Origin of the sequence: Phenylobacterium sp., from assembly GCF_030698145.1 — a bacterium.
In the GTDB taxonomy this organism is placed as follows: domain Bacteria; phylum Pseudomonadota; class Alphaproteobacteria; order Caulobacterales; family Caulobacteraceae; genus Phenylobacterium.
Genome location: NZ_JAUYNW010000025.1, coordinates 17,943 through 42,330, shown reverse-complemented (window position 1 = coordinate 42,330; position 24,388 = coordinate 17,943). Strand labels below are relative to the sequence as shown.

The following is a 24,388-nucleotide window of genomic DNA, read 5'->3' as shown; positions in this document are numbered from 1 at the left end:
AAAATGCGAGCGCGTTCTTATCGCAAAACCGGTTTCCACTTTTGCGGAACGCGCTCGTCCGATCCGCCGATGTAGGCGGCCCATGACCCGGTATCAACCTGCACGGCCCAGCTCGGCAAGGGACAAGGCCAACACGTTTTCTGGAACCGCCATCAGTTTCGGACCGTCGGTCCAGACCAGGGCGGCCTCGATGGCCCGTCCGGGGAATATGTCGGAGAGCACGGCGGCATAGACCGCCATCTGGGTCAGATAGGCCGGGTCGGCGTCCTCGATGCGGTCCGGCGAGGGCCGGTTGGTCTTGAAGTCGACCACCAGCACCCGGTCGTCCAGCACCACCAGCCGGTCGACCCGGCCGGAGATGTTGAGGCCGGTGGGCAGAGCGCTTGCCGGACCCGCCAGCGAGACCTCGGCGCGGCTGCCGGGGCCGAACACCTCGGCGAAGCGTGCGTCGTCCAGCACGGCCAGGGCCGCGGCGATCATCTCCGCGCGCTGGCCGTCGTCCAGGTCGCGCTCGCGGGCGAGGATGCGCAGGGCGGCGTCCGGCCGCTCGGCGGCCGCCAGGTCGGGCAGGATCTGCAGCAGCCGGTGGATCAGGTCCCCGCGCCGGAACCGACCCAGGCCCCCCTGCGCGGCCAGCGGCGAGGCGGCGGGCGCGGCCACGTCCTCGCCGAGCTGCGAGGGCGAGGCGTAGCGGGCATAGGCCTCGGCTCGGGCCGGCTCGGCGGTCCAGGCGGGCGTCGGATAGGTCGTCGGCGGGCTGGCGGGCGCGGCGCCCATGGGCGTGGGGTCTTCCCCGAACCGCATGATCTCCATGCCGCCGCTGGTCACGTAGCGTTTGCGGGGCGAGACCTCGGCATGTTCGAAGGCCGCGGTGAGCGCGCCCCACCAGCCCTTGAGGTTCTCCTCCTTGGCGTTGGCCGCCACCCGGCCGCAGAGCACCAGCCGGTCGCGGGCGCGGGTGAGGGCCACGTAGAGCAGGCGGTAGGCCTCGTCCTCCTCCTTGCCGGCCCGCCAGTCGCGGGCCTCGGCGGAGGCCTTGCAATCGGAGGCCTTGGACGGGCTCCACAGGAAGCCGCTCTCCCGCGTGGGCATCAGCGGCGAGCCGCGCGCCCCGCGAGTCAGCGTGGTCTCCGGCAGGAAGACGATGGGCGCCTCCAGACCCTTGGCGCCGTGGGCGGTCATCACCCGCACCTCGTCGCGGCCGGCCTCCATCTCGCGCTTCACCACGATGTCGAGGCCGGCGAAGGCCGCGGCCAGGCTCTCCAGGTCGTCGACCCCGCGGCTCTCGGCCGCCAGGACCTGGGCCAGGAACTCGTCCAGCGCGTCCTCGGCCTCGCCGCCCAGCCGCCGCAGCAGCCGCTGGCGCATGGAGCGGCCGTCGGGTCCATGGGCGCCCAGCAGGCGGGCGTAGAACTCGAAGGGCCGGCGCGCCGCGCCCTGGACCCGCAGGTCGGCCAGCAGGGCGTGGGCCTCGGCCCAGGCCGGCCGTTCGTCCGCCCGCGCCGCCAGGGTCTCCCACAGCCCGCCGGCCCGCCCCCTGGCCAGGGCGTAGAGGCTGTCGTCGTCGAGATTGCAGAACGGGCTCTTCAGCAGCGCCGCCAGGGTTAGCTCGTCGGCCGGGAACTGGACGAAGCGCGCCACCGCCAGCAGGTCGTCGAAGACGATGTGCTCGCTCAGCGCCAGCCGGTCGGCGCCGGCCACCGGGATCTTGCGGTGCTTCAGCGCCCGCAGGATCTCCTCGAACAAGGCCTTGCGCCGCCGCACCAGGATCAGCACGTCGCCGGGCGTGGCGGCGCGCCAGGCCTTGGCGTCCTTGTCCCAGACCCGGTCGCCCCGGGCCAGCAGGGCGGCGATCTCGGCGGCGATCTTGCCGGCCAGCCGCTTGTTGGCGCTGCCTTCGCCTTCCTGGTCGAGGGGCGCGTCCCAGGCCAGGCGGTCGTCGCTGGGGACCTCGCGCTCCAGGGGCCAGAGGTCGACGCAGCCGGCATGGGCGCGGCGCACCGCCTCGTGGCGGATCAGCTCGGCCTCCAGGCGCGGCAGGATCGCCTGCGAGAGCTCGGCCGGCGCGAACGCCGCGTCGACGAAGCCCAGCACCTCCGGCGTCGAGCGCCAGGAGGTCAGCAGGTCCACCCGCTCGAACCGGTAGCCCGCCCCGGTGGCGCGGTCGCGGTGGAACTCGAACTCCTGAATCAGCAGCTCAGGCCGCGCGCCCTGGAACGAGTAGATCGACTGCTTCTCGTCGCCGACCACGAACATGTTGCGGCGGCGATCGGCCGTCACCCCGTCGCCCGAGAAGAATTCCTCGGTCAGGGCCCGCACGATCTCCCATTGCTCGGGGGCGGTGTCCTGGGCCTCGTCCACCAGGATGTGGTCGATGCCGCCGTCCAGCTTGTAGAGCACCCAGGCCGCCATCGGCGCCGAGGCGACAAGGTCGCGGGTCTTCTCGATCAGGTCGGAGAAGTCGAGCGCGCCGGAGAAGGACTTCTCCAGGCGATAGGCCTCCAGATAGGCGTGAGCCAGGATCAGGGCGGCCTTGGTGTCGAGCGCCACCTGGGCGGCGTTCAGGCGCTCCCGCAACTCGGCCAGCCGCTCCTGTTCCAGCAGCAGGAAGCCGCGCAGGTCCTCGCGGGCCTTCAGGCCGCTGGTCTTGGCGACCCAGGTCGCGGGCGTGCCCTCGCCCTTGGTGAACAGCGCCGCCCAGCAGTCCTCGAAGCCGGTGGCGGGGTCGTTGGCGACCTTGCGCAGGTTGTCCGCGTTCTTCTGGTCGGCCTTGCCGCCCTGGGAGAGCACCTCGGCGCAGGCCAGCCAGGCGCGGCCGTCCATGCCGTCCATGGCCTCCGCCTCCAGATCGGCGGGATCGACCTCCTCGTCGAAGCCGCAGACCCGCCAGACATCGGCGACCGCGCCCGGCAGTCCGCCCTCGCGCGCCAGATAGGCGCCCAGCCGGCCCCGGGCGCTCTCGAAGGCGGCGAACATCGCCTGGAAGGCGCCGAAGTCCAGCGCCACGGAGAACCGGGCATAGGCCTGGGCGACCAGGCCCTCGCCGCGCAGGGCGTGACGGGCGACGGCCTTGCGCGCCGCCCCGGCGATGGCGGCCGAGGCCGTGTCGTCCATCACCTTGAAGCCCGGCGAGACCCCGGCCTCCAGGGGGAAGCGGCGCAGCAGCTTCTCGCAGAAGGCGTGGATGGTCTGGATCTTCAGCCCGCCGGGGGTCTCCAGGGCGCGGGCGAACAGCGCCCGGGCCCGCGAGAGGCTGTCGCGGTCATAGTCCTGCGGGCTGCGCGCCTCCAGGTCGGCCAGGGCCCGTCCCAGAGCCGCGTCGTTGCTCACCGACCAGCCGCCCAGCAGGTCGTACAGCCGCCGCTGCATCTCGGCGGCGGCGGCCTTGGTGTAGGTGACGCAGAGGATGGTCTCGGGCTCGGCGCCCGCCAGCAGCAGGCGGGCCACCCGGTCGATCAGGGTCTTGGTCTTGCCCGAGCCGGCGTTGGCGGTGACGAAGGCCGAGAGGCCCGGATCGGCGGCCAGTCTCTGGGGATCTTTGGGCGGGTCGGGAACGAGGGTCAGGTTCATTCGCCCTCCTCCCCGCCGCTGGTCGACCATTCGAACACCCGCGCCAGGTGGTCGTAGTCGCTCATGTGCAGCTTCACGAACTGCGGGGCGATCCGCGAGGTGTAGGGCCGCCCGCGATCGAACTGGCCGATGAGCTCGCTCAGGCCCTCATAGGCGTTGGCGGCGGCCAGCGCGCTCTCGTCGCCCGGCGCGGCCCGCACCACCTCGCGGCCGGCGGGCTTGCGGCCGGTGATCTCCAGATAGGTCAGTTCGCCGGGCTCCGGGTGGCCCAGGCCCTTGAAGCCACCGGCCTGCAGGATGGCCGCCGTCAGGGTGAGCTGCGGCGAGAAGCCGGTCTCGACCATCTTCTTGGAGGGCGCCGCGCCGGTCTTGTAGTCGAGGATGTGGCCGAACCCCTGGGGATCGATCTCGATGCGGTCGGCCTTGGCGGTGACGGTGAAGGCGCCGCCCTCCAGCGGCAGGGTCAGTTCGCCGCTCTGCTCCACATGCAAGGTGCGGCCGTCGGCGCGGCGGCGCTGCTCCAGGTCGGCGACCCAGGCGGCGGCCTCGCGGGCCAGCGCCGCCTCGCGGGCCAGGGCCTCGTGGGGCATGCCCGCGGCCTCCAGCTCGGCCAGGTAGAGGGCCTCGAAGATCGCCGCGGCGTCGTCCGGAAGCTGGGCGGGATGGTCGGTGGCGAACCGCTCGAACGCCGCGTGGATCGCCGTGCCACGGGCGCGGGCCTCCACCGCCTCGTCGGGACGGTCCAGCGGGTAGAGCCGCAGGATGTCGCGCGCCCAGACGGCGTAGGGGTCCCGCGTCAGCGCCTCGATGCGTGTCACCGCCATCCGCCGGGGGCGGTCGGCCAGGGGCGGATCGGGAGCCGGACGCCGGGCCGGCTCATAGCCGCCGGCGGCGTCCAGCGCGCGCGCCCAGGCCAGGACGTCGGGCCGTCCGGGCAGGTCGACCTGCGCCCCCCGCGCCAGGGTCTCCAGCCGCCAGAGCCAGCGCGACTTGACCGCCGGGGCGCCCTCGCGGCGCTCGGAATGCAGCAGGATCACCTCGGGCGCGCAGGCGGCCTGGGCGAAGTCATGGGCGGCCAGGCCCACCCGGCGCTCCGGCGGCGGCAGGCCCAGCTGCTTGCGCATGGGCCGCGACAGGAAGGGGTCCAGCGGCGCCCCTTGCGGCCACACGCCTTCCTCCAGCCCGGCCACGATCAGCCGGTCGGCGCGGGTCAGGCGGGCCTCGATGGCGCCCAGGATGCGCAGGCGCGGATGGGTGGCCCCGCCGGTGCGCACGCTTTCGCCGGCCATCAGCCGGGTCAGCAGGTCGGCGAACTCGCGGGGCCGCGTGGGCGGCAGGCTATCGGACTCACGGATCAGGCCCGACAGCAGGCGGGCCAGGGCCTCCCCGCCATGGCCGGCCCAGAGCTGGCCCTCGCCCTGCGCCAGGGCCTCCATGGTTTCGGCCAGGCGCTGCGCCATCGCCGACGGCGGCCGGGCCTCGTCGGTAGGTTCGGGGAACAGGTCGCGCAGCCGCCGCGCCAAGGCCGCGGCGTCGTCCACGTCCTGGAACCTTGGGTCCGCCCGCCGCCGCTCGAGCTGGGCGTCCAGCCCGTCCCAGCTGGTCTTGCGCGGCCCGCGCAGGACGCAGAGCTCCAGGGCCGTCCGCTGGCGCTCCAGGGTCCCGGCGTCCAGGTTCAGCGCGACCAGGGGATGCTTGAGGATCGCCAGCAGGGCGACGGGGTCGAGCGGGTCGACCATGGCCTTTGCGACCAGGCCCGCCAGCACCCCGCAGGCGCAGCCCGACAGCGCCCAGCCGGCCGAGGAGTCGGCGGCCACGCCCCAGCGGACCAGCTTGGCGGCGACCCGGCGGGCCAGGGTCTGGTCCGGGGCCACCAGGGCCGCCGTCATGCCCGGCGTCTCCAGGGCCTCGCGCAGCAGCAGGGCCGCCACCGTGGCGGCCTCGTCCTCGGCGCGGGCGGTGATGACGGAGAGGCCCTTCAGCCCCTCGACGACCGGATCGATCCCTTCGGCCTCCGCCTCGCCGCGCAGGGTCTCGATCACGTTCAGCCAGTCGGCGGTGCGCTCGGGGGGGCGCAGGGCCTCGTTGATGACCCGCAGGCGCCACCGGCCCCGGGACTGGAAGGTCGAGGAGGCCGGCCACTCGCGCACGTCCGCCCGCGTCACGCCGGACCGCGCCAGCAGGCGCTTCATGGCGCCCTGCGGATGCTGTTCCTCGACCTCGACCCAGGCCTCCTGCGCCAGGCTGCGGTCCAAGCCCGGCAGCACCACCGCGCCCTGAGGCGCCTCGGCGATGACTCGCAACAGGTCAGCGGTGGCCGGCGCGGTGCCCGTGGAGCCCGCGGCGATCAGCACCCCCTGCGGCGGGTTGAACGTCCAGGCGTCGGCCAGCTTGCGCAGGAGGGCGACCCGCCGGCGGGTGACGTCCACCAGGCCCATGGCGTCCAGCCGCCTGGGCCAGTCGTCGAGTGCGGTGCGCAGGAAGTCGCGGCTGATCTTCCAGTGCTCGGCCAGTTCGCCGACCACCAGGTCGCCCAGGCCCTCGCCGTCGACCTCCTCGATCTGCAGGCTGTCGAGGAACCCGCCCAAGGCGTCGGCGAGCTCCAGGGCGGCGCCGGCGTCGAGCACGCGATTGAGCTTGCCCTCATGGGCCTTGACCAGCCGGGCCAGTTCGAAGCGGCGCTGGAGGGGCCCGATGGCGGCGGGCAGGTCCACCGCCAGGTCGCCGGGCTCGAAGGGCGGCTCGCCCTCGTCCAGGTCGCCCAGGGGCCGGATTTGTGGCGGCAGCACCGCGCGGCCGCCGCCGGCGGCGATGAAGGCGTCGGCCAGGGCGCGGGCCCCGCGCCGGGTGGGGGTCAGGACCACGGCCTGGGACAGGGCCTCGGGACCCAGCGGGCTCAGGGTGTCGAACAGGCCCTGGGCCAGGTCCTGCACGAAGGGGCGGTAGGCGGGGATCGTGAACCAGCGGGGGGCGGGACCTGCGAAGAGCCCGGGCCTGCTCACGTCAGCCGCGCCTCGGCGTCGTCTCGGGCGGCGGGGTCGCCCACGTGCATCCAGAAGGCGTCCATGGCGACGCCGAAGATGCGGCCGGTCTTCTGCAGCCGCCACCACACCGGCAGGATGGAGAAGGCGCCGTCGGGCTCCTCGTCCAGCAGGCCGGGCTTCATGATCTGGAAGCCGATATTGGCGAAGGGGGCGGGGTTGGCGTCGTCGGCGGAATGGGTGACCCGTCCGTCGGGGTCCAGGAAGAACCCGCGCGGCCCCTCGAAGCCGATCCCCTGGCCCTTGGGGACCAGCAGCATGAGGATGTCCATGCGCGCCGGGTCCCAGGCGGCCTTCATCAGTTCCAGCGGCGGCGTGGTCCCGTCGATCCACAGGCTGTCGATATTGGCCACGAACACGGCCTCGTCGCCCAGGATCGCCCGCGCGGCCTTGATCCCCCCGCCGGAGTCCAGCAGGGCGGCGCGCTCGTCGGAGATCACCACGTGAGGCCGCGTGCGTCCCGCCAGATGGGTCTCCATCTGTTCGGCGAAGTGGTGAACATTGACCACGGCGGTCTCGACCCCGGCCTCGGCCAGGCGGTCCAGCACGTGGTCGATCAGCGCCTTGCCGCCCACCTCGACCAGGGCCTTGGGCTTGCTGTCGGTCAGAGGCTTCATCCGCGTGCCGAGCCCGGCGGCCAGGATCATGGCGATCTTGGGTCCGGTCATCGGCGGGCCTCGACCGGGACGTGGGCGTCCATCCAGCCCTTGAGCGCGGCCAGGGAAGGATCGGCCAGGCAGCGGTCCAGATAGGTCCAGAGCCTCGGCATGAAGGCGGCGTAACGGGGTTTGCCGTCGCGGGTGACCAGCCGGGCGAAGATGCCCAGGATGCGCACGATGTTGAGCGCGCCCAGCGCATGATAGTCGGCCAGGAAGGCGTCGCGGTCGACCTGGGTCCGTAGCTCGAAATAGCGCGCGAGGGCGGCGGCCTCCCGCTCGGGCGAGACGTCGCGGCGGGCGTCATGCAGCAGCATGGACATGTCCCAGGCCGGATGGGCGCGCACGGCGTCCTGGAAGTCCAGCAGCCCGACGCGGGCGGGGCCCAGGCGCGCCGGCAGCCAGACCAGGTTCTCGGCGTGGTAGTCGCGATGGCAGAAGACGCTGGCGCCCGCCGCCCCATGGGCCCGGATCGGCGCCCAGATCGCCTCCCACTCGTCGAGCGTCCCGGCGTCGAAGGCGAGTTGCGGCTTGAGCTTCGGTAGCCATTCAGGGAACAGGTCGCCGGCGGTCTTCAGGGCCACCTCGTCATAGTCCAGCAGCGGCCAGGCGATCCCGCCCGGGGCCTCCAGGACGGCGGGGGGCGCGGCCGAGTGCAGGCTGACCAGGGTGGCGATGGCGTCGTCATAGAGCGGCGCCTCCTCCTGGCCGGCTTCGATCAGCCGCGCGAACAGGTCGTCGCCCAGGTCCTCCAGCACCGCCAGGCCCTGGGGGGCGTCATGGACGATGATCTCCGGCGCTGAGAGGCCGTGACCGCGCAGCCAGGCGGCGGTGGCCACGAAGGCGTCGACCCGGCCGGCGGCCAGGCGGGCCATGGCGTTGTAGCCGGCGGCGCGGCGCTCATCGGACGTGGCGTCCGGCGGGCAGGGCGCGGTCTCGGCGTTTGGCGGCTGGTCCATCAGGATCAGGCTGGTCCCGTCGGCCAGGTGCAGGCGTTCGTAGCTGCGCGTCGAGGCGTCGCCGGCCAGCGCGACCCGCTGGGCGCCGGCCAGGCCCGCCTGCCTCAGGAACTCGGCCTTCTGGGCCTCACGCTGCGAACTCAAGTCCACGTCCTTCCCAGGCGCCGGCGGGGATCAGCCGCGCGCGGCGCGCTTCTCCGCCGTCCGGCGAGATGTCGATCGCGATCTCTATATCGAGTCGGTCGGGGGGCAGGTGGCCCTCCAGCCGCTCGGGCCACTCGATCACCGCGGCCCCGTGGTCCAGGGCCTCGTCCAGGCCGATCTCATAGGCCTCTTCGGCGCTGGTCAGCCGGTAAAGGTCGAAATGGGCGACCTTGAGTCCTTCGCCCTCGTAGAACTGCACCAGGGTGAAGGTCGGGCTGGGCACCTCCTCGCCCGGCGTGGTGAGCGCCCGGACCAGGGCGCGGGCCAGGGTCGACTTGCCGGCTCCCAGCGGTCCGCTCAGGCAGATGGCCTCGCCCGTCTTCAGTTCGCGGGCCAGCGCCGCGCCAAGCCGCGCGGTGGCCGCCTCGTCGTCGAGGCGGAACTCGCCCTCGGCGCGCAGGACGATCATGCGAAGGCCCGATCCGGATTGGGGCGCAGGACGTGCTCGATATAGGCCTTCAGCGCCAGGGTGGCCGCCGTGGCGTCGGGATCGATCGCCTGCGGCCCCACGGCGGCGCCGACGACCAGGTCGAAGGCCCGTCCGCGCTTGTTCAGCAGTTCGTGGAACAGGGTGATGTCGCGCAGCTCGCCGTTGAAGCGGTTGAACAGGTGGAACAGGGTCGATGAGGGTCCGGCCAGGTTCATCGGCACGACCTGCGCCTCGTACTTGCGCGCCAGCGAAAGGGCGCTGGTCATCCATTCGGGATCGGAAAGCCCGCCGTCGGGGCCGCGCCGGGCCAGGCGGCCGGCCGGGAAGATCACCACGGCGCGCTCGGCCTCCATGGCTTCGCGGGTCATCTGCAGGGTGATGCGCGTACGCTCGCGGGTGCGCTTGGCCTCGACCCACTCCACCGGGATCAGCACATCGTCGAAGGCCGGGACCACCCGGTGGGCGTCGGAATTGGCGTAGAAGCAGATGTCGGGCCGCACACCCTTCAGGGCGTCATAGACCGCGATCCCGTCAGCGATGCCGGTGGGGTGGTTGCAGATCAGGATCGCCCGGCCGGCCTTGGGCACATGGTCGAGCCCGCGCACGCTGACGGCGACCTGCAGCAGGTCGGAGACGTGATCCAGCGCCGCGCGGCCGGGCAGGGGGGCGATGGCGTCGGCCATCCGCCGGGCCTTGGCGTAGTCCAGCAGGGCGTAGAGCAGGGGACGCGCGAGTGGCCACAGCGCGCTCGCCGCCAGCCGAGGCGCGCGCTCGGCGATCAGCACGTCGACCACGTGGGCGCGAGGCGTCTGGGCGCCCTGCAGGGCGGCGGCGGATGCGGCGACCGTCATGGCGCGATTGTGCCCCCCGCCCGCGGCCTCCCGCAAGCGGCTCAGGCGATCACCCGGACCTCCGCGACGCCCTCGACCAGCCTGCCGACCACGGCGGCGCGGTCGAACCCTCGGCCGCGGACCAGATCGAGCACCGCCTCGGCCTGGCCGGGGTCGACGGCGATCAGCAGGCCGCCGCTGGTCTGGGGGTCGCAGAGGATGTCGCGCCGCCAGTCGGAGAGGTCGGCCGGCACGCGGACCGAGCCGACATAGCTCGTCCAGTTGCGGCCCGAGGCGCCCGTGCGCACTCCGGCCCGGGCCAGGTCCTCGACGCCTGGCAGCAGGACGGGCGCCTGGGCCAGGATCTCGGCGGCCAACCCCGCGCCCCGGCACATCTCCAGCGCATGGCCCAGCAGGCCGAAGCCGGTGACGTCGGTGAGCGCGTTCACCCCGGCCATCCCTGCGAGCTCGGCGCCCACGGCGTTGAGCTGGGTGGTCGAGGCGATCAGGGCGGCGTAGCCGGCCGCGTCCAGCCGTTCCTGCTTGAAGGCCGCGCTCAGGATGCCGACGCCCAGGCCCTTGGTCAGGATCAGGGTGTCGCCGGCCCGCGCCCCGGCGTTCTTCAGGAGCTTGTCGGGATGGACCAGGCCGAGCGCCACCAGGCCATAGATCGGCTCGACGCTGTCGATGGAGTGGCCGCCGGCCACCGGGATCCCGGCCGCCGCGCAGACCGAGGCCCCGCCCTCCAGGATCGCCCGGATCGTCGCGGGGGCCAGCTTGTCGACCGGCATGCCGACGATGGCCAGCGCGAAGATCGGCGTGGCGCCCATGGCGTAGACGTCGGACAGGGCGTTGGTCGCCGCGATGCGGCCGAAGTCGTAGGGGTCGTCGACCACCGGCATGAAGAAGTCGGTGGTCGCCACCAGCGCCTGGTTGTCGTTCAGCCGCCAGACCGCGGCGTCGTCCGAGGTCTCGGTCCCCACCAGCAGGTCGGAAAAGGCCGCCGTGGCCGGCATCCCCGACAGGATGTCCTTCAGCACGCCCGGCGCCAGCTTGCAGCCGCAGCCGCCGCCGTGGGCGAGCGAGGTCAGGCGGACGGGATCGGTCATGGCGCTTGCGGTCCTTCGGCCAAGAGGCGAGATGGACGGGTTACAGCAGCGCGCGGAAAGAGGCGATGGCGCAGGATGAGACGCCCGTTGCGTCGGGGGGCCAGGGCGCGGCGGCCATCGGCGTCACCTCGCAGGTCGACGCCGCCAGCCTGGCGCGGTTCGACGCGATCATCGACGTGCGCAGCCCGGGCGAGTTCGCCGAGGACCACATCCCCGGCGCCGTGAACCTGCCGGTGCTGACCGACGCCGAGCGCGCGGAAGTTGGAACGATATATGTCCAGCAGTCGCGGTTCCTGGCCCGGCGGATCGGCGCGGCCCATGTGGCGCGCAACATCGCCCGGCACCTGGAGACCGCGCTCGCCGACCGCACGGGCGACTTCGCACCCCTGGTCCATTGCTGGCGCGGTGGGCAGAGGTCCACCGCCATGGCGACGATCCTGTCCCAGGTCGGCTGGCGCACCACCCTGCTGGCGGGCGGCTACCGCACCTACCGCCGGGCGGTGCAGGAACGGCTCTACGACGCCCAGACCCCGCTGCGCCTGGTCCTGCTGGACGGCCACACCGGCTCGGCCAAGACCGAGATCCTGGGCCGGCTGGCGGCGCGGGGCGTCCAGACCCTGGACCTGGAGGGCCTGGCCGGCCACCGCGGCTCGCTGTTCGGCGCCATCGCCGGCCAACCCCAGCCCAGCCAGAAGATGTTCGAGAGCCGCCTGCTGGCCGCCCTGGACGCGCTGGACCTCGCGCGCCCCATCGTGGTCGAGGCCGAGTCCAGCAAGATCGGCGACCGCATGACCCCGCCCATGCTGTGGCGCGCCATGATGGGCGCGCCGCGGATCGAGATCGCCGTCCCGGTCCCGGAGCGGGCCCGCTACCTGGTCACCGCCTATCGCGACATCGTCGAGGACCGGGCGCGGCTGGAGGAGGCCTTCGCCCGGCTGCCGGTCCATCCCAGCACCAAGCGGCTGGCCGGCTGGCGGGCCATGGCCGACGCCGGGGCCTTCGCCGACCTGGCCCAGGCCCTGATCGAGCTGCACTACGATCCGGCCTATGAGCGTTCTGCGCGCAAGGACACGCGGCCCCGCCTCGACCTGATCGAGCTGGCCGCCCTCGACGACGCCGCCCAGTCGGCCGCCGCCGACCGGATCGCCGCCCTGGTCGAGACCGAACGGACGCCCTAACCTCGCCGCCAGATGCGTCGGAGCCTTGCATGAAGCGCCTTCGCCTGTGGGCGATTCTGATCCTGGTCGCCGCCGTGATCCTGGGCGGCCTGTACGGCTGGTGGCGCTACGACCTGCGCTGGCGGCCCAAGACCATCACCCGCAACCAGGCCGAGATCACCAAGCTGCTGGAGAGCGCCGGCTGGGTGTCGCCGGGCCATACCGGCCCCAAGCTGTACATGGTCTCCTTCCGCACCTGCCCCGACTGCATCCGGTTCAAGCAGGAGGAGTTCCCGGGCCTGCACGCGGCCAAGGTCGACACCCGGGTCATCGAGATCGCCCGGCGCGATTATAACGGCGTCTCGAAATCCACCCCGGCCGAGCGGGCCACGGTGGCCGAGCTGTGGATCAACCGCTCCTGGCCGCTGATGGAGCGCTGGGAATCCGTTCCCGCCGAGGCCTGGAAGGCCCTGGGGATCGCGCCCGCCGACGGCGACATGGCCCGCACCGCGGTGGTGGAGGCCGGCCGGACGTTCGTCGACGACATGGCGCCGCTCATGAAGACCAACGGCGTCAATTTCGCCTATCCGCTGCTGGTCTGGTGGACGGCGGACGGCAAGATGCGGGCCTGCGCCTGCGAGAAGCGCGAGACCTATCGCTTCGTGCGCAAGGAGCTGGGCGCGGTTCAGCCGTAGGGGCGGCCCGAGACGATCTGCTTGTTGCGGCCCCGGGTCTTGGGACCGTGACCGCGGTCTTCGGGCCCCTTGCGCGGCCGTTCGGCCAGCAGCTCGTTCTCGAGTTCGAACAGGTCGCCGCTGGCCGGCCCCGCCTCGAAGGCGCGGGTCTCGCTGTCCACCTGATCAGCCGCCTTGGGCGTGAGCGATTGGCTCCGAGTATCCTGGGGCATGGTGGGCTCCTGTGTGAGGTTCAAGGATATCAACCGTCCAGGTGCGGGGGTGTTCCCCAAACCTGTTCCCCTTGAGGCCGCCGCGCGGGCGGGTTAGGCCGGGGCGATGCCGTCCGCCCTTTCCGCCGCCTATGACGCCCGACTGGCCAGGGGCGAACTGCGATCCGACCCGGCCCAGGCTGCGGGGCTGGCGGCGCTGATGCGCCTGGAGGCCGACCTGGAAGCGGCCCAGCCGAACGGCTGGGGCGCCTTGTTCAAGAAGCCGGAGAGCCAGCGCGGCGTCTATCTCTGGGGTCCGGTCGGCCGGGGAAAGTCCATGCTGATGGACCTCTTCTTCGAGACCGCGCCCGAGGAGAAGAAGCGCCGCACGCACTTCCACGTCTTCATGGGCGAGATCCACCGCCTGATCAACGCCTGGCGCAAGGGCGACCCCGCCGCGCGCAAGGCCCGTTTCGGCCAAGCTAAAGGGGATGACCCCATCTCTCCCGTCGCCGATGTCGTGGCCGCGCAGGCCCGCCTGCTGTGCTTCGACGAGTTCCAGGTCACCGACATCGCCGACGCCATGATCCTGGGCCGGCTGTTCGAGGCCCTGACCGCCCGGGGCGTGACCTGGGTGGCGACCTCCAACCGCGCGCCCGACGACCTCTACAAGGACGGCATCAACCGACAGCTCTTCCTGCCCTTCATCGCCCTGCTGAAGGAGCGCCTGGAGGTGGTGGCCGTCGCCGGGTCGCACGACTACCGCCTCGACCGCCTGCGGGCGGCGGGGACCTGGTTCTCACCCAACGACCGCGACAACGAGGCCAGCTTCATGGCCCTCTGGCGCGACATGCTCGGCGTCGAGGAGGAGGTCGGCGAGACCCTGGAGGTCCTGGGCCGCAAGGTGCACCTGCCTCACGCCGAGGGTGGGCTGGTGCGCGCCTCCTTCGCCAGCCTCTGCTCGGTGGCGCTCGGCCCCAACGACTACATCGCCATCGCCGAGCGCTTCCACACCGTGTTCCTGCAGGACGTGCCGCGGCTCACCGCCGACCGGCGCGAGGAGGCGCGGCGGTTCGTGATCCTGATCGACGCCCTCTACGAGGCCCGCACCCGGCTGATCGTGCTGGCGGAAACCGACCCCGCCTCGCTCTATCGCCAGGGCGACGGCGCCTTCGAGTTCGAGCGCACCGCCTCGCGCCTGCAGGAGATGCGCTCGGCCGACTGGCTGAGCGAGAGATGATCATCCCTCCTCCTTGTGGGGAGGGACGGCGGCGAAGCCGCCCGGGTGGGGAAGCCCGGCCGCCTCAGCGAGGCCTTAGAAAGTCCCACCCTCGACCGCTACGCGGTCTGCCCTCCCCACAAGGAGGAGGGAAAGGTCAGCTCCGCAAACTCCCCACCAGCTCCCGGGCATAGGGGCGCAACTCGTCCATGGCGCGCACGCAGATGGTCAGTTCGCGCAGGGCCCAGTCGTCGGTCAGATCCACCACGCCCAGGGACATGGTCTTGGCCGCCCGCGCCGCGGTGGTCTGGGGCACGATGCCGACGCCGACCCCGCATTCCACCAGCCGGCAGACCGCGTCGAAGCTGCGAAGCTGCACCCGCAGCCGCAGGGGGCGGCCCTCGCGGGCGGCCTTGCCGGCCAGGAACCGCTGCAAGGAGCTCGCCCGGTCGAGGCCGACGATGTCGCAGTCCAGGACGTCGGCGAAGGTCACGGCGGGCCGGCGGGCCAGGGGGTGGTCGGCGCCGGTCACCACCACGAAGCGGTCGGAGCGGAAGGGGAAGGTCTCCAGCCGGCCCACGTCCACCGTCCCGGCCACGATGCCGATGTCGCCGACCCCCTCGGCGATCAGCCCGACGATCTCGTCCGACAGCCGCTCCTCGAGATTGACGCTGACCTGCGGATGGTCGGCCAAGAAGCGGCTCAGCGCCTCGGGCAGGAATTCGGTGAGCGCGTTGGTGTTGGCCAGCAGCCGCACCTCGCCGGAGAAGCCGCCGGCGTAGGATCCCAGGTCCTCCCGCAGCAAGGCCCCTTGGGCCAGGATGGTGCGCGCGTGCTTGAGCAGGGTGAGGCCGGCCGGGGTCGGGGTGACCCCCTGGCGGGAGCGAGACAGCAGCGGCGCGCCCAGGGTCTGCTCCATATTGCGGATGCGGGTCGAGGCGGCGGCTAGGGCGAGCGCGCTGCGTTCCGCCCCGGCGGTGATGGAACCCGCGTCCACCACCTCGCAGAACAGCTTCAGATCCACCAGATCGAACCGCATCCTTCGTCTCCCGCGAAGGGAACCTACAGGAAAGACGCATTGCGCCGTAGACAAAAAGGCTGAGACTTCGGATTCGGCGAAGGAAGGAGCGCGGCGGACGCCGTTGTTCCCGGGCCTTCGTTGACAGCCTGGGGAGGCGGCTTAAAAGCGGAGCCGCTTCTTCCTGTTCGGAAAACGGCCTCATGACAGACGCTCCTCGCGCCCGCCCGCTCTCGCCGCATGTGACCATCTGGCGATGGCACGTGACCATGGCGACCTCCATCGCCCACCGGGTGAGCGGATGCGCCCTCTACGGCGGCGGCCTGATCCTCGCGGCCTGGGCCGTGTGCCTCGCCTCCGGTCCGGACGCCTATGGCGCCTTCCAGGCGGTGATGGGCTCGTTCCTGGGCAAGCTCGCCCTCTTCGGCCTGACCCTGTCGGCCTTCTTCCACCTGGCCAAGGGCGTGCAGCACCTGATCTGGGACCTGGGCTTCGGCTACCGGCCGCAGACCGCCAACATGGGAGCGGTGGCCGCCATCGCCTTCGCGATCGCCGCGACCCTGGCCGTCTGGGCCATCGCCGGCATGACGGGAGCGCTTTGATGAGCAGCTATCGCACCCCCCTCGGCCGCGCCCGCGGCCTCGGCGCGGCCAAGCACGGCGTCGGCGAGTGGATCTCCGAGCGGGTCACCGCCGTGGCCCTGGTTCCGCTGACCCTCTGGGCGATCTTCGCCGTCCTGCGGCTGTCGGCCACCGACTATTACGGCGCGATCGCCTGGCTGACCGCCTCGCCGCTCAACCCGGCCCTGATGGTCCTGCTGGTGATCGTCGGCTTCCTGCACATGCACGGCGGGATGCGGGTGGTCATCGAGGACTATATCTCCAAGGTCCTGACCAAGACGGGGCTGCTGCTGCTCAACCTCTTCGTCTGCGCGCTCGCCGGTACGCTGGCGGTGTTCTCCATCCTGAAGGTCGCGCTGGGAGGCGCTCTCTGATCCCATGGCGAACTATCAGTTCATCGACCACAAGTTCGACGTCGTCGTCGTGGGCGCCGGCGGGTCCGGCCTGCGCGCGGCGCTGGGCTGCGCCGCCGCCGGCCTGAAAACGGCCTGCATCTCCAAGGTCTTCCCGACGCGCAGCCACACCGTGGCGGCCCAGGGCGGCATCTCCGCCAGCCTCGGCAACATGGGCGAGGACGACTGGCGCTGGCATATGTACGACACCGTCAAGGGGTCTGACTGGCTGGGCGACCAGGACGCCATCGAATACCTATGCCGCAACGCCCCCGCCGCGGTCTACGAGCTGGAGCACTGGGGGGTGCCGTTCTCGCGCACCGCCGACGGCAAGATCTATCAGCGCGCCTTCGGCGGCATGACCCGCAACTACGGCGAGGCCCCGATCCAGCGCACCTGCGCGGCGGCCGACCGCACCGGCCACGCCATGCTCCACACCATGTACGGACAGGCCCTGTCCAAGGACACCGAGTTCTTCATCGAGTACTTCGCCCTCGACCTGATCATGGACGAGGGCGTCTGCCGGGGCGTCACCGCCTGGAAGCTGGACGACGGCACCCTGCACCGGTTCCAGGCCCAGCAGGTGATCCTGGCCACCGGCGGCTACGGCCGCGCCTATTTCTCGGCCACCAGCGCCCACACCTGCACCGGCGACGGCGGCGGCATGGCCCTGCGCGCCGGCCTGCCCCTGCAGGACATGGAGTTCGTCCAGTTCCACCCCACCGGCATCTACGGCGCCGGCTGCCTGATCACCGAGGGCGCCCGGGGCGAGGGCGGTTATCTCACCAATTCCGAGGGCGAGCGCTTCATGGAGCGCTATGCGCCCACCGTGAAGGACCTGGCGCCGCGCGACATGGTCAGCCGGGCCATGACCATCGAGATCCGCGAAGGGCGCGGGGTGGGTCCGAAGAAGGACCACATCTTCCTGCACCTCGACCACCTGGACCCGAAGATCCTGCACGAGCGCCTGCCCGGGATTTCGGAAAGCGCCAAGATCTTCGCCGGGGTCGACGTGACGAAGGAGCCGATCCCCGTCCTGCCGACCGTGCACTACAACATGGGCGGCATTCCCACGAACTTCTATTCCGAGGTGGTCACCCGCCTGGGCGACGACCCCGACAAGGTGGTTCCGGGCCTGATGGCGGTGGGCGAGGCGGCCTGCGTCTCGGTTCACGGCGCCAACCGCCTGGGCTCCAACTCGCTGATCGATCTCGTGGTGTTCGGCCGCTCGGCGGCCCTGCGCTGCGCCGACACCATCAAGGCCGGGGCGACCCAGCCCGAGCTGAAGCCGGCCATGACCGACGGCCACCTGGCCCGCTTCGACAAGTTCCGCAACGCGTCGGGAAGCACCTCCACCGCCGCCCTGCGGCTGGAGATGCAGAAGGCCATGCAGGATGACGCGGCGGTGTTCCGCACCACCGACAGCCTGGCCTCGGGCGTCAAGCGCCTGGAGGCCATCCACGCCAAGCGGCCCGACCTCAAGGTCTCCGACCGCGGCATGGTCTGGAACACCGACCTGGTCGAGACCCTGGAGTTCGACAACCTGGTCGGCCAGGCGATCACCACGGTGGCCGGCGCCTATAACCGCACCGAGAGCCGCGGGGCCCACGCCCACGAGGACTTCCCCGACCGCAACGACGAGACCTGGATGAAGCACACGCTCACCTGGTTCGACGACGCCACGGGCAAGGTCGCCATCGACTACCGGCCGGTGCACAGCTTCACCATGACCAACGACATCGCCTACATCCCGCCGAAAGCGCGGGTCTACTAGGCGCCGACGATGGCCTTCCCCCGCATCCCAATCCACGCGTCCCCGCTCAAGGTCAGCGCCTGATGGTCCAGCTTCGCCTTCCCGAGAACTCCCGCGTCAAGCGTGGCCGCCATCACCCGGCGCCCGCCGAGGCGACCAAGGTCAAGACCTTCAAGGTCTACCGCTACGATCCCGAGGGGACCGAGAACCCGCGCTGGGACACCTATGACGTGGACGTCGACGCCTGCGGCCCGATGGTCCTGGACGTCCTGATCCACATCAAGAACACCGTCGACCCGACCCTGGCCTTCCGCCGCTCGTGCCGCGAGGGGGTCTGCGGGTCCTGCGCCATGAACATCGGCGGCCGCAACACCCTGGCCTGCACCCATGGCCATGACGAGGAGGCGGGCTCGGCCTGCACCATCGCCCCGCTGCCCTCCATGCCGGTGATCAAGGACCTGGTCCCCGACATGACCATGTTCTACGCCCAGTACGCCTCCATCGAGCCCTGGCTGCACACCAAGACGCCCGAGCCGCAGAAGGAGTGGCTGCAGACGCCGGAGGACCGCGCCAAGATCGACGGCCTCTACGAGTGCATCCTCTGCGCCTGCTGCACCACCTCGTGCCCCAGCTACTGGTGGAATGGCGAGAAGTACCTGGGCCCGGCCACCCTGCTGCAGTCCTACCGCTGGCTGGTCGACAGCCGCGACGAGGCCACCGGCGACCGGCTGGACGACCTTGAGGACCCCTTCAAGCTCTATCGCTGCCACACGATCATGAACTGCGCCCAGGTCTGCCCGAAGGGTTTGAACCCGGCCAAGGCCATCGGCGAGATCAAGAAGATGCTGGTCGACCGCGTCGTCTGAGGCTTCTCTAGACGCGGCTCTGCGATCCGAACGGTGTTTGGGAAGTTGACGCCACCGTCACTTTTCTGCATGGGGCATGTATGAGCCAATCGGACGCGCATGTGGTGATCCTGGGAGCGGGCCATGCCGGCGGCACAGCCGCGGCCCTGCTGCGCCAGTACGGCCATGAAGGTCCCATCACCCTGGTGGGCGAGGAACCCATCCCGCCCTACCAGCGGCCGCCGCTTTCGAAGGCCTGGCTGAAGGGCGAGGCCGACGCCGATTCCCTGGCGCTGAAGCCGCTGGAGTTCTACGCCGAGCACAATATCGACTTCCGCCCCAATACGCGGGCGACTGAGCTGGCGCGGGAAGCCAAGCGGGTCACCCTCTCCACCGGCGACGTCGTGACCTACGACTTCCTGATCATCGCCACCGGCGCGCGGGCCATCAAGCTGCCGGTCGAGGGCGCGCATCTGCAGGGCCTGCTGGAGCTGCGCACCGCCGCCGACGCGGAGATCCTCAAGGCCACCATCGGGCCGGGCAAGCGCCTGGCGGTGATCGGCGGCGGCTATATCGGGCTGGAGGCGGCGGCGTCCGGCCGCGCCCTGGGCGCCGAGGTGGTGGTGATCGAGCGCGAGGCCCGCCTGCTGGCCCGCGTCGCGTGCGCCGAGCTCTCCAGCTTCTTCCTCGACTACCACCAGCGCCACGAGGTGACCTTCGAGCTGGACGCCACGGTGGCGGGTTTCGAAGGCGAGAACGGCCACGTCACCGGGGTGAAGCTGGCCGATGGCCGGGTCATCGCCTGCGACGCGGCCCTGATCGGGGTCGGCGCCGCGCCCAATGACGAGATCGCCAAGGAGGCGGGCCTCGACACCGCCCGCGGCATCGTCGTCGACCTGGAGGCGCGCACCACCGACAAGGCGATCTTCGCCATCGGCGACGTCGCCCACCGGCCGATGCCGATCTATGACCGCATGTTCCGCATGGAAAGCGTGCCCAACGCCCTGGAACAGGCCAAGCAGGCCGCCAGCGCCATCGTCGGCCGCGCGCCCCCGCCGGGCGAGGTGCCGTGGCAGTGGTCGGACCAGTACGACCTGAAGCTCCAGATCGCCGGCTACGCCTTCGACGTGGACCGCATCCTGCTGCGCGGCGACCCCGCCAGCGCCAAGTTCGCGGTCTTCCACCTGCGGGGCGACCGGGTGCAATCCGTGGAGGCGATCAACTCGCCGCCCGAGTTCATGATGGGCAAGATGCTCATCGCAAACCGCAAGCCGGTCGATCTCGACAAGCTTGCGGACCCATCCGTTTCCATGAAAGAGGTCGCCGCATAAAAAGCGGCGAAGGGGAGTAAATGGCCAAGATCACCTATGTCGAACACGACGGAACCGAGCACGTCATCGACGTCAAGACCGGCCTGACGGTGATGGAAGGCGCGGTGAAGAACAACATCCCGGGCATCGACGCCGACTGCGGCGGGGCCTGCGCCTGCGCCACCTGCCACGTCTATGTGGACGGCGATTGGCTGCCCAAGACCGGCTCCAAGTCGGCCATGGAGGACTCCATGCTGGACTTCGCCGAGAACGTCGAGCCCAACAGCCGCCTGTCCTGCCAGATCAAGGTCTCCGACGAGCTTGAAGGCCTGGTCGTGCGCATGCCCGAGAGCCAGCACTAGAGCGCTCTCCGGCGAAATGGGTTAGGTCCCACCCGGCTCGTGGAATCGGGCCGGGACCTGTGGAGCACGCCCATGACGGATGACGGCCAGAGCCGCGATCTCGCCTTCGATGCGATCGATCCGCGCTACCAGGCCTTCATCGGCGACTATCTGCGCCGCTACGACCTGGACGCGGCGCGGTTCTGCCGGCCGCTGCCGGCCGACGACGAGATGTTCTTCAAGGCGATCCTGCCGAACTACGAGAACGACCTCTCGATCGCGGCCTTCAAGTTCGTCGAGTCGACCCTGCGCCACTACGAGGCCTACCGGCAGGTGGTCGAGGGCGCGCTCGGCGGCTTCGCCAACCTGGGGACCGTGCTGGATTTCGCCTCCGGCTGGGGGCGTCTGACCCGGGTGCTGGAGCAGAAGCTCGATCGCCGCCAGATCTTCGTCGGCGACATCTATCACGACGCCGTCGCCTGGCAGGAAAAGACCTTCGGCGTCACCGGCGTCTCTTCCGCACCCGATCCCGACGACTTCGAGCACGCCTGCGGCCACGACCTGGTCTTCGTCGGCTCGATGTTCTCCCACCTGCCCGACGGCCTGTTCCAGCGCTGGCTGGCCAAGCTGCACGGATTCCTGGGTCACAGGGGCGTGCTGGCCTTCAGCGTCCACGACCAGGCCATCCTGCCGGCCGGCCACGCCATGGACCCCTCCGGCCTGACCTATCTGCGATTCAGCGAGAGCGGCTCGCTCGATCTCGAGATCTACGGCATGTCCTACGTGACCGAAGCCTATGTGGTCGCCGCCATTCAAGCGGTCAGCCCGGGCGCGAGCTGGCGGCGGTTCCCCAAGGGGCTCTACGAGAACCAGGACCTCTATGTGGTGGGCGCGCCAGGGGTCGACCTCTCCGGCCTCAAGGTGGCGAGCCCGCCCATGGGCGGCTTCGAGACCGCCACCCTGCTGCCGACCGGCGAGACGGAGTATGTCGGCTGGGCCCTGGAGCGTACGCCGGGCTGCGCCATCGACCTGGTCGGCGTCCATGTGGACGACCGCCCGGTGGTCAGCATCCTGCCCGACCGCGAACGACCCGACGTCCTGGCCGCCTTCCCGGGCGCGCCCAACGCCCCGGTCGGCTGGCGCTTCCGGCTCCAGGCCCCGGCCGGCGCCATGGTGCGCCTGCATCTGCAGAGCAGCTCGGGCCTCACCGGCTACGCCTACGCCCAGGCGACGGGGCCCGCGGCCCTGACCTATTCCGGCTGGTCGCGCCGGGCGCTGCGAGTCTAGGGAACCCTCCAGATGCTCCCCTCTGGGGAGCTCCCGGCCGAATGGCCGGGTGAGGGGGATTTTGACTCTGTGGGCTTCAGCCCCCTCCGCCTCTCCGCTTCGCTCCGAGCCACCTCCCCCAAACCGCGCTGCGCGCTGGGGGAGGATCTAAGGTCGGCGCAAACTCAGATGCTCCCCCTCTGGGGGAGCTCCCGGCCGCATGGCCGGGTGAGGGGGACTTTGACTCTCGTTTGCGGGCTTCAGCCCCCTCCGACAGGTCGCCGATAGAAGACGCGCCACCTCCCCCTAACCGCGCTACGCGCTGGGGGAGGATCCAAGGTCGGCGCAAACCCAGATGCTCCCCTCCTGGGGGAGCTGTCAGCGAAGCTGACTGAGGGGGACTTTGACCCTTCCTTTTGAGTCTCCGCGCACGTCTCCAATGAATCTAAGGCGCTTCGAACCCCAACTCGGGATGCCCCGCCGCCCCCTGGGCGGCCTCGGGCAGGTGGCAGGTGAAGGTGGCGCCTGCGCCGGGCTCGCTCTCCAGGGCCACCCAGCCGCCGTGCAGCTCCACCAGCGCCTTGACGAGCGCCAGACCCAGGCCGGGCCCCCCGCGCTCGCGGCCGATGAAGCGGTCGAAGATGTGCGCCTGGACGTGGAAGGGGATGCCGCGCCCCGTGTCGCTCACCTGGAGCTGGATCTCGCCCAGGGCCCGGCGCGCGGCGATGGTCACCAGTCCGTCCGGCGGGGTCTGGCGGATGGCGTTCTCGGTCAGGTGGTCCAGGGTCTGGGCCAGGCGCTTGGTGTCGCCGCGGATCAGGCCGATGTCGTCCAGGTGCTCGACCTTGATGGTCACGCCCGCGGCCTCGGCCTCCGGTGTCCAGCGCCCGGCGGTCTGGCTCAGCAGGTCGGCCACATGGACGTCGTCGAGGTCCAGCGCCATCTCGTCGGCGTCGATCTGGGCCATGTCCAGCACGTCGTCGATGGAGCGGGCGAGCTGGGTGGCGGCGGTGCGCACGGCGGCGGCGTGGCCGCGGCCCCGCTCCGACAGGTTCTCACCCGAACGCTCCAGCAGCTCAGAATAGCCGATGATGGTGGTGAGCGGGGTGCGCAGCTCATAGGAGACGTTGCCGACGAAGTCGCGCTTCAACCGCTCAGCGTCGGCCAGCGCCGCGGAACGGTCGGCCAGCGCGCTCTCCAGCTTGCGCGCGTCGGTGACGTCGGCGAAGGCGATCAGGGTCGCGCCGTCGGGCAGGGGCCGGCTCTGATAGACGACAATGCGCGAGTCCGAGGTCTTCACCTCGCCCGAGATCGGCGCGCGGGCCTGGGGATCGGTGTCGGCCACCCGGCCCTTCAGCTCGCGCCAGAAGCCCATGTCGTGCAGGCGCGGGATGCACAGCTCGACCACGCCCTCGAAGTCGTGGGCGAGCTCGAGCTGGGCCGGGGTGATGTTCCAGAACCGCTCGAAGGCCTCGTTGTGCAGCCGCAGCCGGCCGTCCGACCCGAACACGGCGACGGCGTCGTTCAGCTTGTCGAGCGTGGCCTGCTGCACCTGGATCAGGGCGTTGTACTGCGCCTTGAGCTTCAGCTCGCCGGTGATGTCGGAGAACAGCAGCACGACCCCGCCCATGGGGTGGGGCTGGCGCACCACCCGCAGGGTGCGGCCGTCGGGCAGGCTCCACAGGTCGTCGGGGGCCGAGGCCACGTCCTCGTAGCGGTCTAGCTCGGCGGCCTTCCACTTGTCGTAGTTGGCGGTCTCGGGCAGGCGGCGGCGCTGGCGCAGGCGGTCCAACACCTCGCCGTGGGTCGGCAGCTCGGCCAGCCAGGCGGGCTCCAGCCCCCACAGCTCGGCGAAGGCGGTGTTGTGGAAGATGAGCTTCTTGCCCTCGCCGAAGATCGCCACGGCGTCGGCGATATGGTTCAGGGTCTCGTCGTGGGCGGCCACGTGGCGCTTGAGAAGCTCGCGCATCTCCTCGGCCTCGGTGACGTCCTCGGTCCAGACCCCGACCCCGCCGCCTTCCAGCGGCTGGGCGATGACCTGGAAGGCCCGACGCCGTCCGCCCAGGCTGCTCCAGCGCAGGGTCTCGCGCTTCTGGCCCAGATTGGCGGCCTCGCTGGCCAGGGTGTCGGCGGCGCGGTCGAAACTGGCGCCCCTGGCGGCGGCCTCGTCCAGGGTGGCGACGCCGGCGGCGGCCAGCCAGGCGCTGTTGACCCAGACCGGGGCGCCGTCGGCCGCGGCGATCCAGGCCGGGGTGGCGCGCGCGTCGAGGAAGGCGGCGAACCGGGGCGCGGTGGGCAGGCCGGCGTCCTCGCCGATGATCGCCGACAGCCGCAGCCAGGCCAGGGCGCCGGCCGCGCGGCCCTCGACGGCCACCACGCCGGCGGGCCCCCGCACCTCGAAGGCGCAGGGCTCGCCGCGTTCGAACAGGGCGCGCAGGCGCCGCGCATGGTCGGGGTCGGCCCGCATCAGGGCGGCCATCACCCCCTGCGGATCGGCGTGGGGCAGGCCCAGCGCCGTGACGCAGACCGCCAGGCTCTCCTCGCCCGAGGCCAGCAGGGCATGGCCGTCCTGGACCGCCAGCAGGGCGGAATCGAAGGCCTCGGCCGAGGCCTGGGCGGCTTCCGCCCCCAGTTCCAGGCCGGCGATCTGCTGGCGCAGGGCCTCGATCCTCGCCTCCCCCTGCCGGCGCTGGGCTAGCGCGAGCAGGGTGGCGCAGATGGCCAGCATGACGGCTCCGGCCGCGGCGGCCAGGATCAGTTCGTGCTCGCTCATCGGCGTCCC

The 24,388-nt window shown here is 71.3% G+C and carries 20 protein-coding genes; 10 read left to right on the top strand and 10 right to left on the bottom strand.

The features are described 5' to 3' along the window. Positions 1 to 93: 93 nt before the first annotated feature. From addA to selD, 7 genes are read right to left on the bottom strand one after another with little or no spacing between them, the layout of a single operon-like run. The gene (addA, locus tag Q8Q77_RS03290; RefSeq protein WP_305581142.1) at positions 94 to 3,570 is read right to left on the bottom strand and encodes a double-strand break repair helicase AddA; all 3,477 of its coding nucleotides are present in this window, start codon (positions 3,568 to 3,570) and stop codon (positions 94 to 96) included. Beyond that, positions 3,567 to 6,572: a double-strand break repair protein AddB gene (gene addB, locus Q8Q77_RS03285; protein WP_305581140.1), complete on the bottom strand. Its 3,006-nt coding sequence runs from the start codon at positions 6,570 to 6,572 to the stop codon at positions 3,567 to 3,569. The genes addA and addB overlap by 4 nt, the downstream gene beginning before the upstream one ends. Then, entirely contained in the window at positions 6,569 to 7,279 is a 711-nt protein-coding gene (locus tag Q8Q77_RS03280; RefSeq protein WP_305581138.1) for a nucleotidyltransferase family protein, read from the bottom strand. Before Q8Q77_RS03280 ends, addB begins: the two co-directional genes overlap by 4 nt. Then, positions 7,276 to 8,376, bottom strand: a complete 1,101-nt coding sequence (gene amgK / locus Q8Q77_RS03275) for an N-acetylmuramate/N-acetylglucosamine kinase AmgK (protein ID WP_305581136.1) — start codon at positions 8,374 to 8,376, stop codon at positions 7,276 to 7,278. Before amgK ends, Q8Q77_RS03280 begins: the two co-directional genes overlap by 4 nt. Further along, a complete protein-coding gene (tsaE, locus tag Q8Q77_RS03270) occupies positions 8,354 to 8,839 on the bottom strand; it encodes a tRNA (adenosine(37)-N6)-threonylcarbamoyltransferase complex ATPase subunit type 1 TsaE (protein ID WP_305581134.1) in 486 nt (161 codons plus the stop codon). The genes amgK and tsaE overlap by 23 nt, the downstream gene beginning before the upstream one ends. After that, positions 8,836 to 9,711 carry a 1-acyl-sn-glycerol-3-phosphate acyltransferase gene (locus Q8Q77_RS03265; protein ID WP_305581132.1) on the bottom strand — a complete coding sequence of 292 codons (876 nt, stop codon included), beginning with the start codon at positions 9,709 to 9,711 and terminating at the stop codon, positions 8,836 to 8,838. The genes tsaE and Q8Q77_RS03265 overlap by 4 nt, the downstream gene beginning before the upstream one ends. A gap of 41 nt (positions 9,712 to 9,752) precedes the next feature. Then, positions 9,753 to 10,799 (bottom strand): selenide, water dikinase SelD, encoded by a 1,047-nt coding sequence (gene selD, locus Q8Q77_RS03260; RefSeq protein WP_305581130.1) that lies wholly within the window; start codon positions 10,797 to 10,799, stop codon positions 9,753 to 9,755. Between the two features lie 65 nt (positions 10,800 to 10,864). On the opposite strand from selD, the gene mnmH reads away from it, so the two are divergent. Continuing rightward, the gene (mnmH, locus tag Q8Q77_RS03255; protein ID WP_305581128.1) at positions 10,865 to 11,977 is read left to right on the top strand and encodes a tRNA 2-selenouridine(34) synthase MnmH; all 1,113 of its coding nucleotides are present in this window, start codon (positions 10,865 to 10,867) and stop codon (positions 11,975 to 11,977) included. Positions 11,978 to 12,006: 29 nt separating this feature from the next. After that, positions 12,007 to 12,651, top strand: coding sequence for a hypothetical protein (locus Q8Q77_RS03250; protein ID WP_305581126.1), 645 nt, complete (start codon positions 12,007 to 12,009; stop codon positions 12,649 to 12,651). Here Q8Q77_RS03250 and Q8Q77_RS03245 read toward each other — a convergent pair. Next, positions 12,642 to 12,863, bottom strand: a complete 222-nt coding sequence (locus tag Q8Q77_RS03245; RefSeq protein ID WP_305581124.1) for a hypothetical protein — start codon at positions 12,861 to 12,863, stop codon at positions 12,642 to 12,644. The two genes, Q8Q77_RS03250 and Q8Q77_RS03245, sit on opposite strands and share 10 nt — an antisense overlap. 106 nt (positions 12,864 to 12,969) lie before the next feature. Between Q8Q77_RS03245 and zapE the strand changes: the two genes are divergently transcribed. After that, positions 12,970 to 14,082 (top strand): cell division protein ZapE, encoded by a 1,113-nt coding sequence (gene zapE / locus Q8Q77_RS03240; protein ID WP_305581122.1) that lies wholly within the window; start codon positions 12,970 to 12,972, stop codon positions 14,080 to 14,082. Positions 14,083 to 14,218: 136 nt separating this feature from the next. Here the strand turns inward: zapE and Q8Q77_RS03235 are convergent, their stop codons facing one another. Then, the gene (locus Q8Q77_RS03235) at positions 14,219 to 15,100 is read right to left on the bottom strand and encodes a LysR substrate-binding domain-containing protein (RefSeq protein WP_305581120.1); all 882 of its coding nucleotides are present in this window, start codon (positions 15,098 to 15,100) and stop codon (positions 14,219 to 14,221) included. A gap of 182 nt (positions 15,101 to 15,282) precedes the next feature. Between Q8Q77_RS03235 and sdhC the strand changes: the two genes are divergently transcribed. The 7 genes from sdhC to Q8Q77_RS03200 all read left to right on the top strand — a co-directional run bounded on the left by sdhC (position 15,283) and on the right by Q8Q77_RS03200 (position 21,627). Beyond that, positions 15,283 to 15,681, top strand: coding sequence for a succinate dehydrogenase, cytochrome b556 subunit (gene sdhC, locus Q8Q77_RS03230; RefSeq protein ID WP_305581118.1), 399 nt, complete (start codon positions 15,283 to 15,285; stop codon positions 15,679 to 15,681). Next, complete coding sequence (gene sdhD, locus Q8Q77_RS03225) at positions 15,681 to 16,073, top strand: succinate dehydrogenase, hydrophobic membrane anchor protein (protein ID WP_305581115.1); 393 nt, start codon at positions 15,681 to 15,683, stop codon at positions 16,071 to 16,073. The genes sdhC and sdhD overlap by 1 nt, the downstream gene beginning before the upstream one ends. 4 nt (positions 16,074 to 16,077) lie before the next feature. Continuing rightward, on the top strand, positions 16,078 to 17,865 hold the full coding sequence (gene sdhA / locus Q8Q77_RS03220; protein WP_305581113.1) for a succinate dehydrogenase flavoprotein subunit: 1,788 nt from the start codon (positions 16,078 to 16,080) through the stop codon (positions 17,863 to 17,865). A 62-nt stretch (positions 17,866 to 17,927) separates the two neighbouring features. Continuing rightward, the gene (locus Q8Q77_RS03215; RefSeq protein ID WP_305581112.1) at positions 17,928 to 18,710 is read left to right on the top strand and encodes a succinate dehydrogenase iron-sulfur subunit; all 783 of its coding nucleotides are present in this window, start codon (positions 17,928 to 17,930) and stop codon (positions 18,708 to 18,710) included. Positions 18,711 to 18,790: 80 nt separating this feature from the next. Then, positions 18,791 to 20,020: an NAD(P)/FAD-dependent oxidoreductase gene (locus tag Q8Q77_RS03210; protein WP_305581110.1), complete on the top strand. Its 1,230-nt coding sequence runs from the start codon at positions 18,791 to 18,793 to the stop codon at positions 20,018 to 20,020. Between the two features lie 20 nt (positions 20,021 to 20,040). Further along, a complete protein-coding gene (locus Q8Q77_RS03205) occupies positions 20,041 to 20,361 on the top strand; it encodes a 2Fe-2S iron-sulfur cluster-binding protein (protein WP_305581108.1) in 321 nt (106 codons plus the stop codon). A gap of 72 nt (positions 20,362 to 20,433) precedes the next feature. Beyond that, positions 20,434 to 21,627: a class I SAM-dependent methyltransferase gene (locus Q8Q77_RS03200; RefSeq protein ID WP_305581106.1), complete on the top strand. Its 1,194-nt coding sequence runs from the start codon at positions 20,434 to 20,436 to the stop codon at positions 21,625 to 21,627. A gap of 424 nt (positions 21,628 to 22,051) precedes the next feature. On the opposite strand, the gene Q8Q77_RS03195 is transcribed toward Q8Q77_RS03200, so the two are convergent. After that, on the bottom strand, positions 22,052 to 24,379 hold the full coding sequence (locus Q8Q77_RS03195) for an ATP-binding protein (protein WP_305581104.1): 2,328 nt from the start codon (positions 24,377 to 24,379) through the stop codon (positions 22,052 to 22,054). Positions 24,380 to 24,388: the final 9 nt, after the last annotated feature.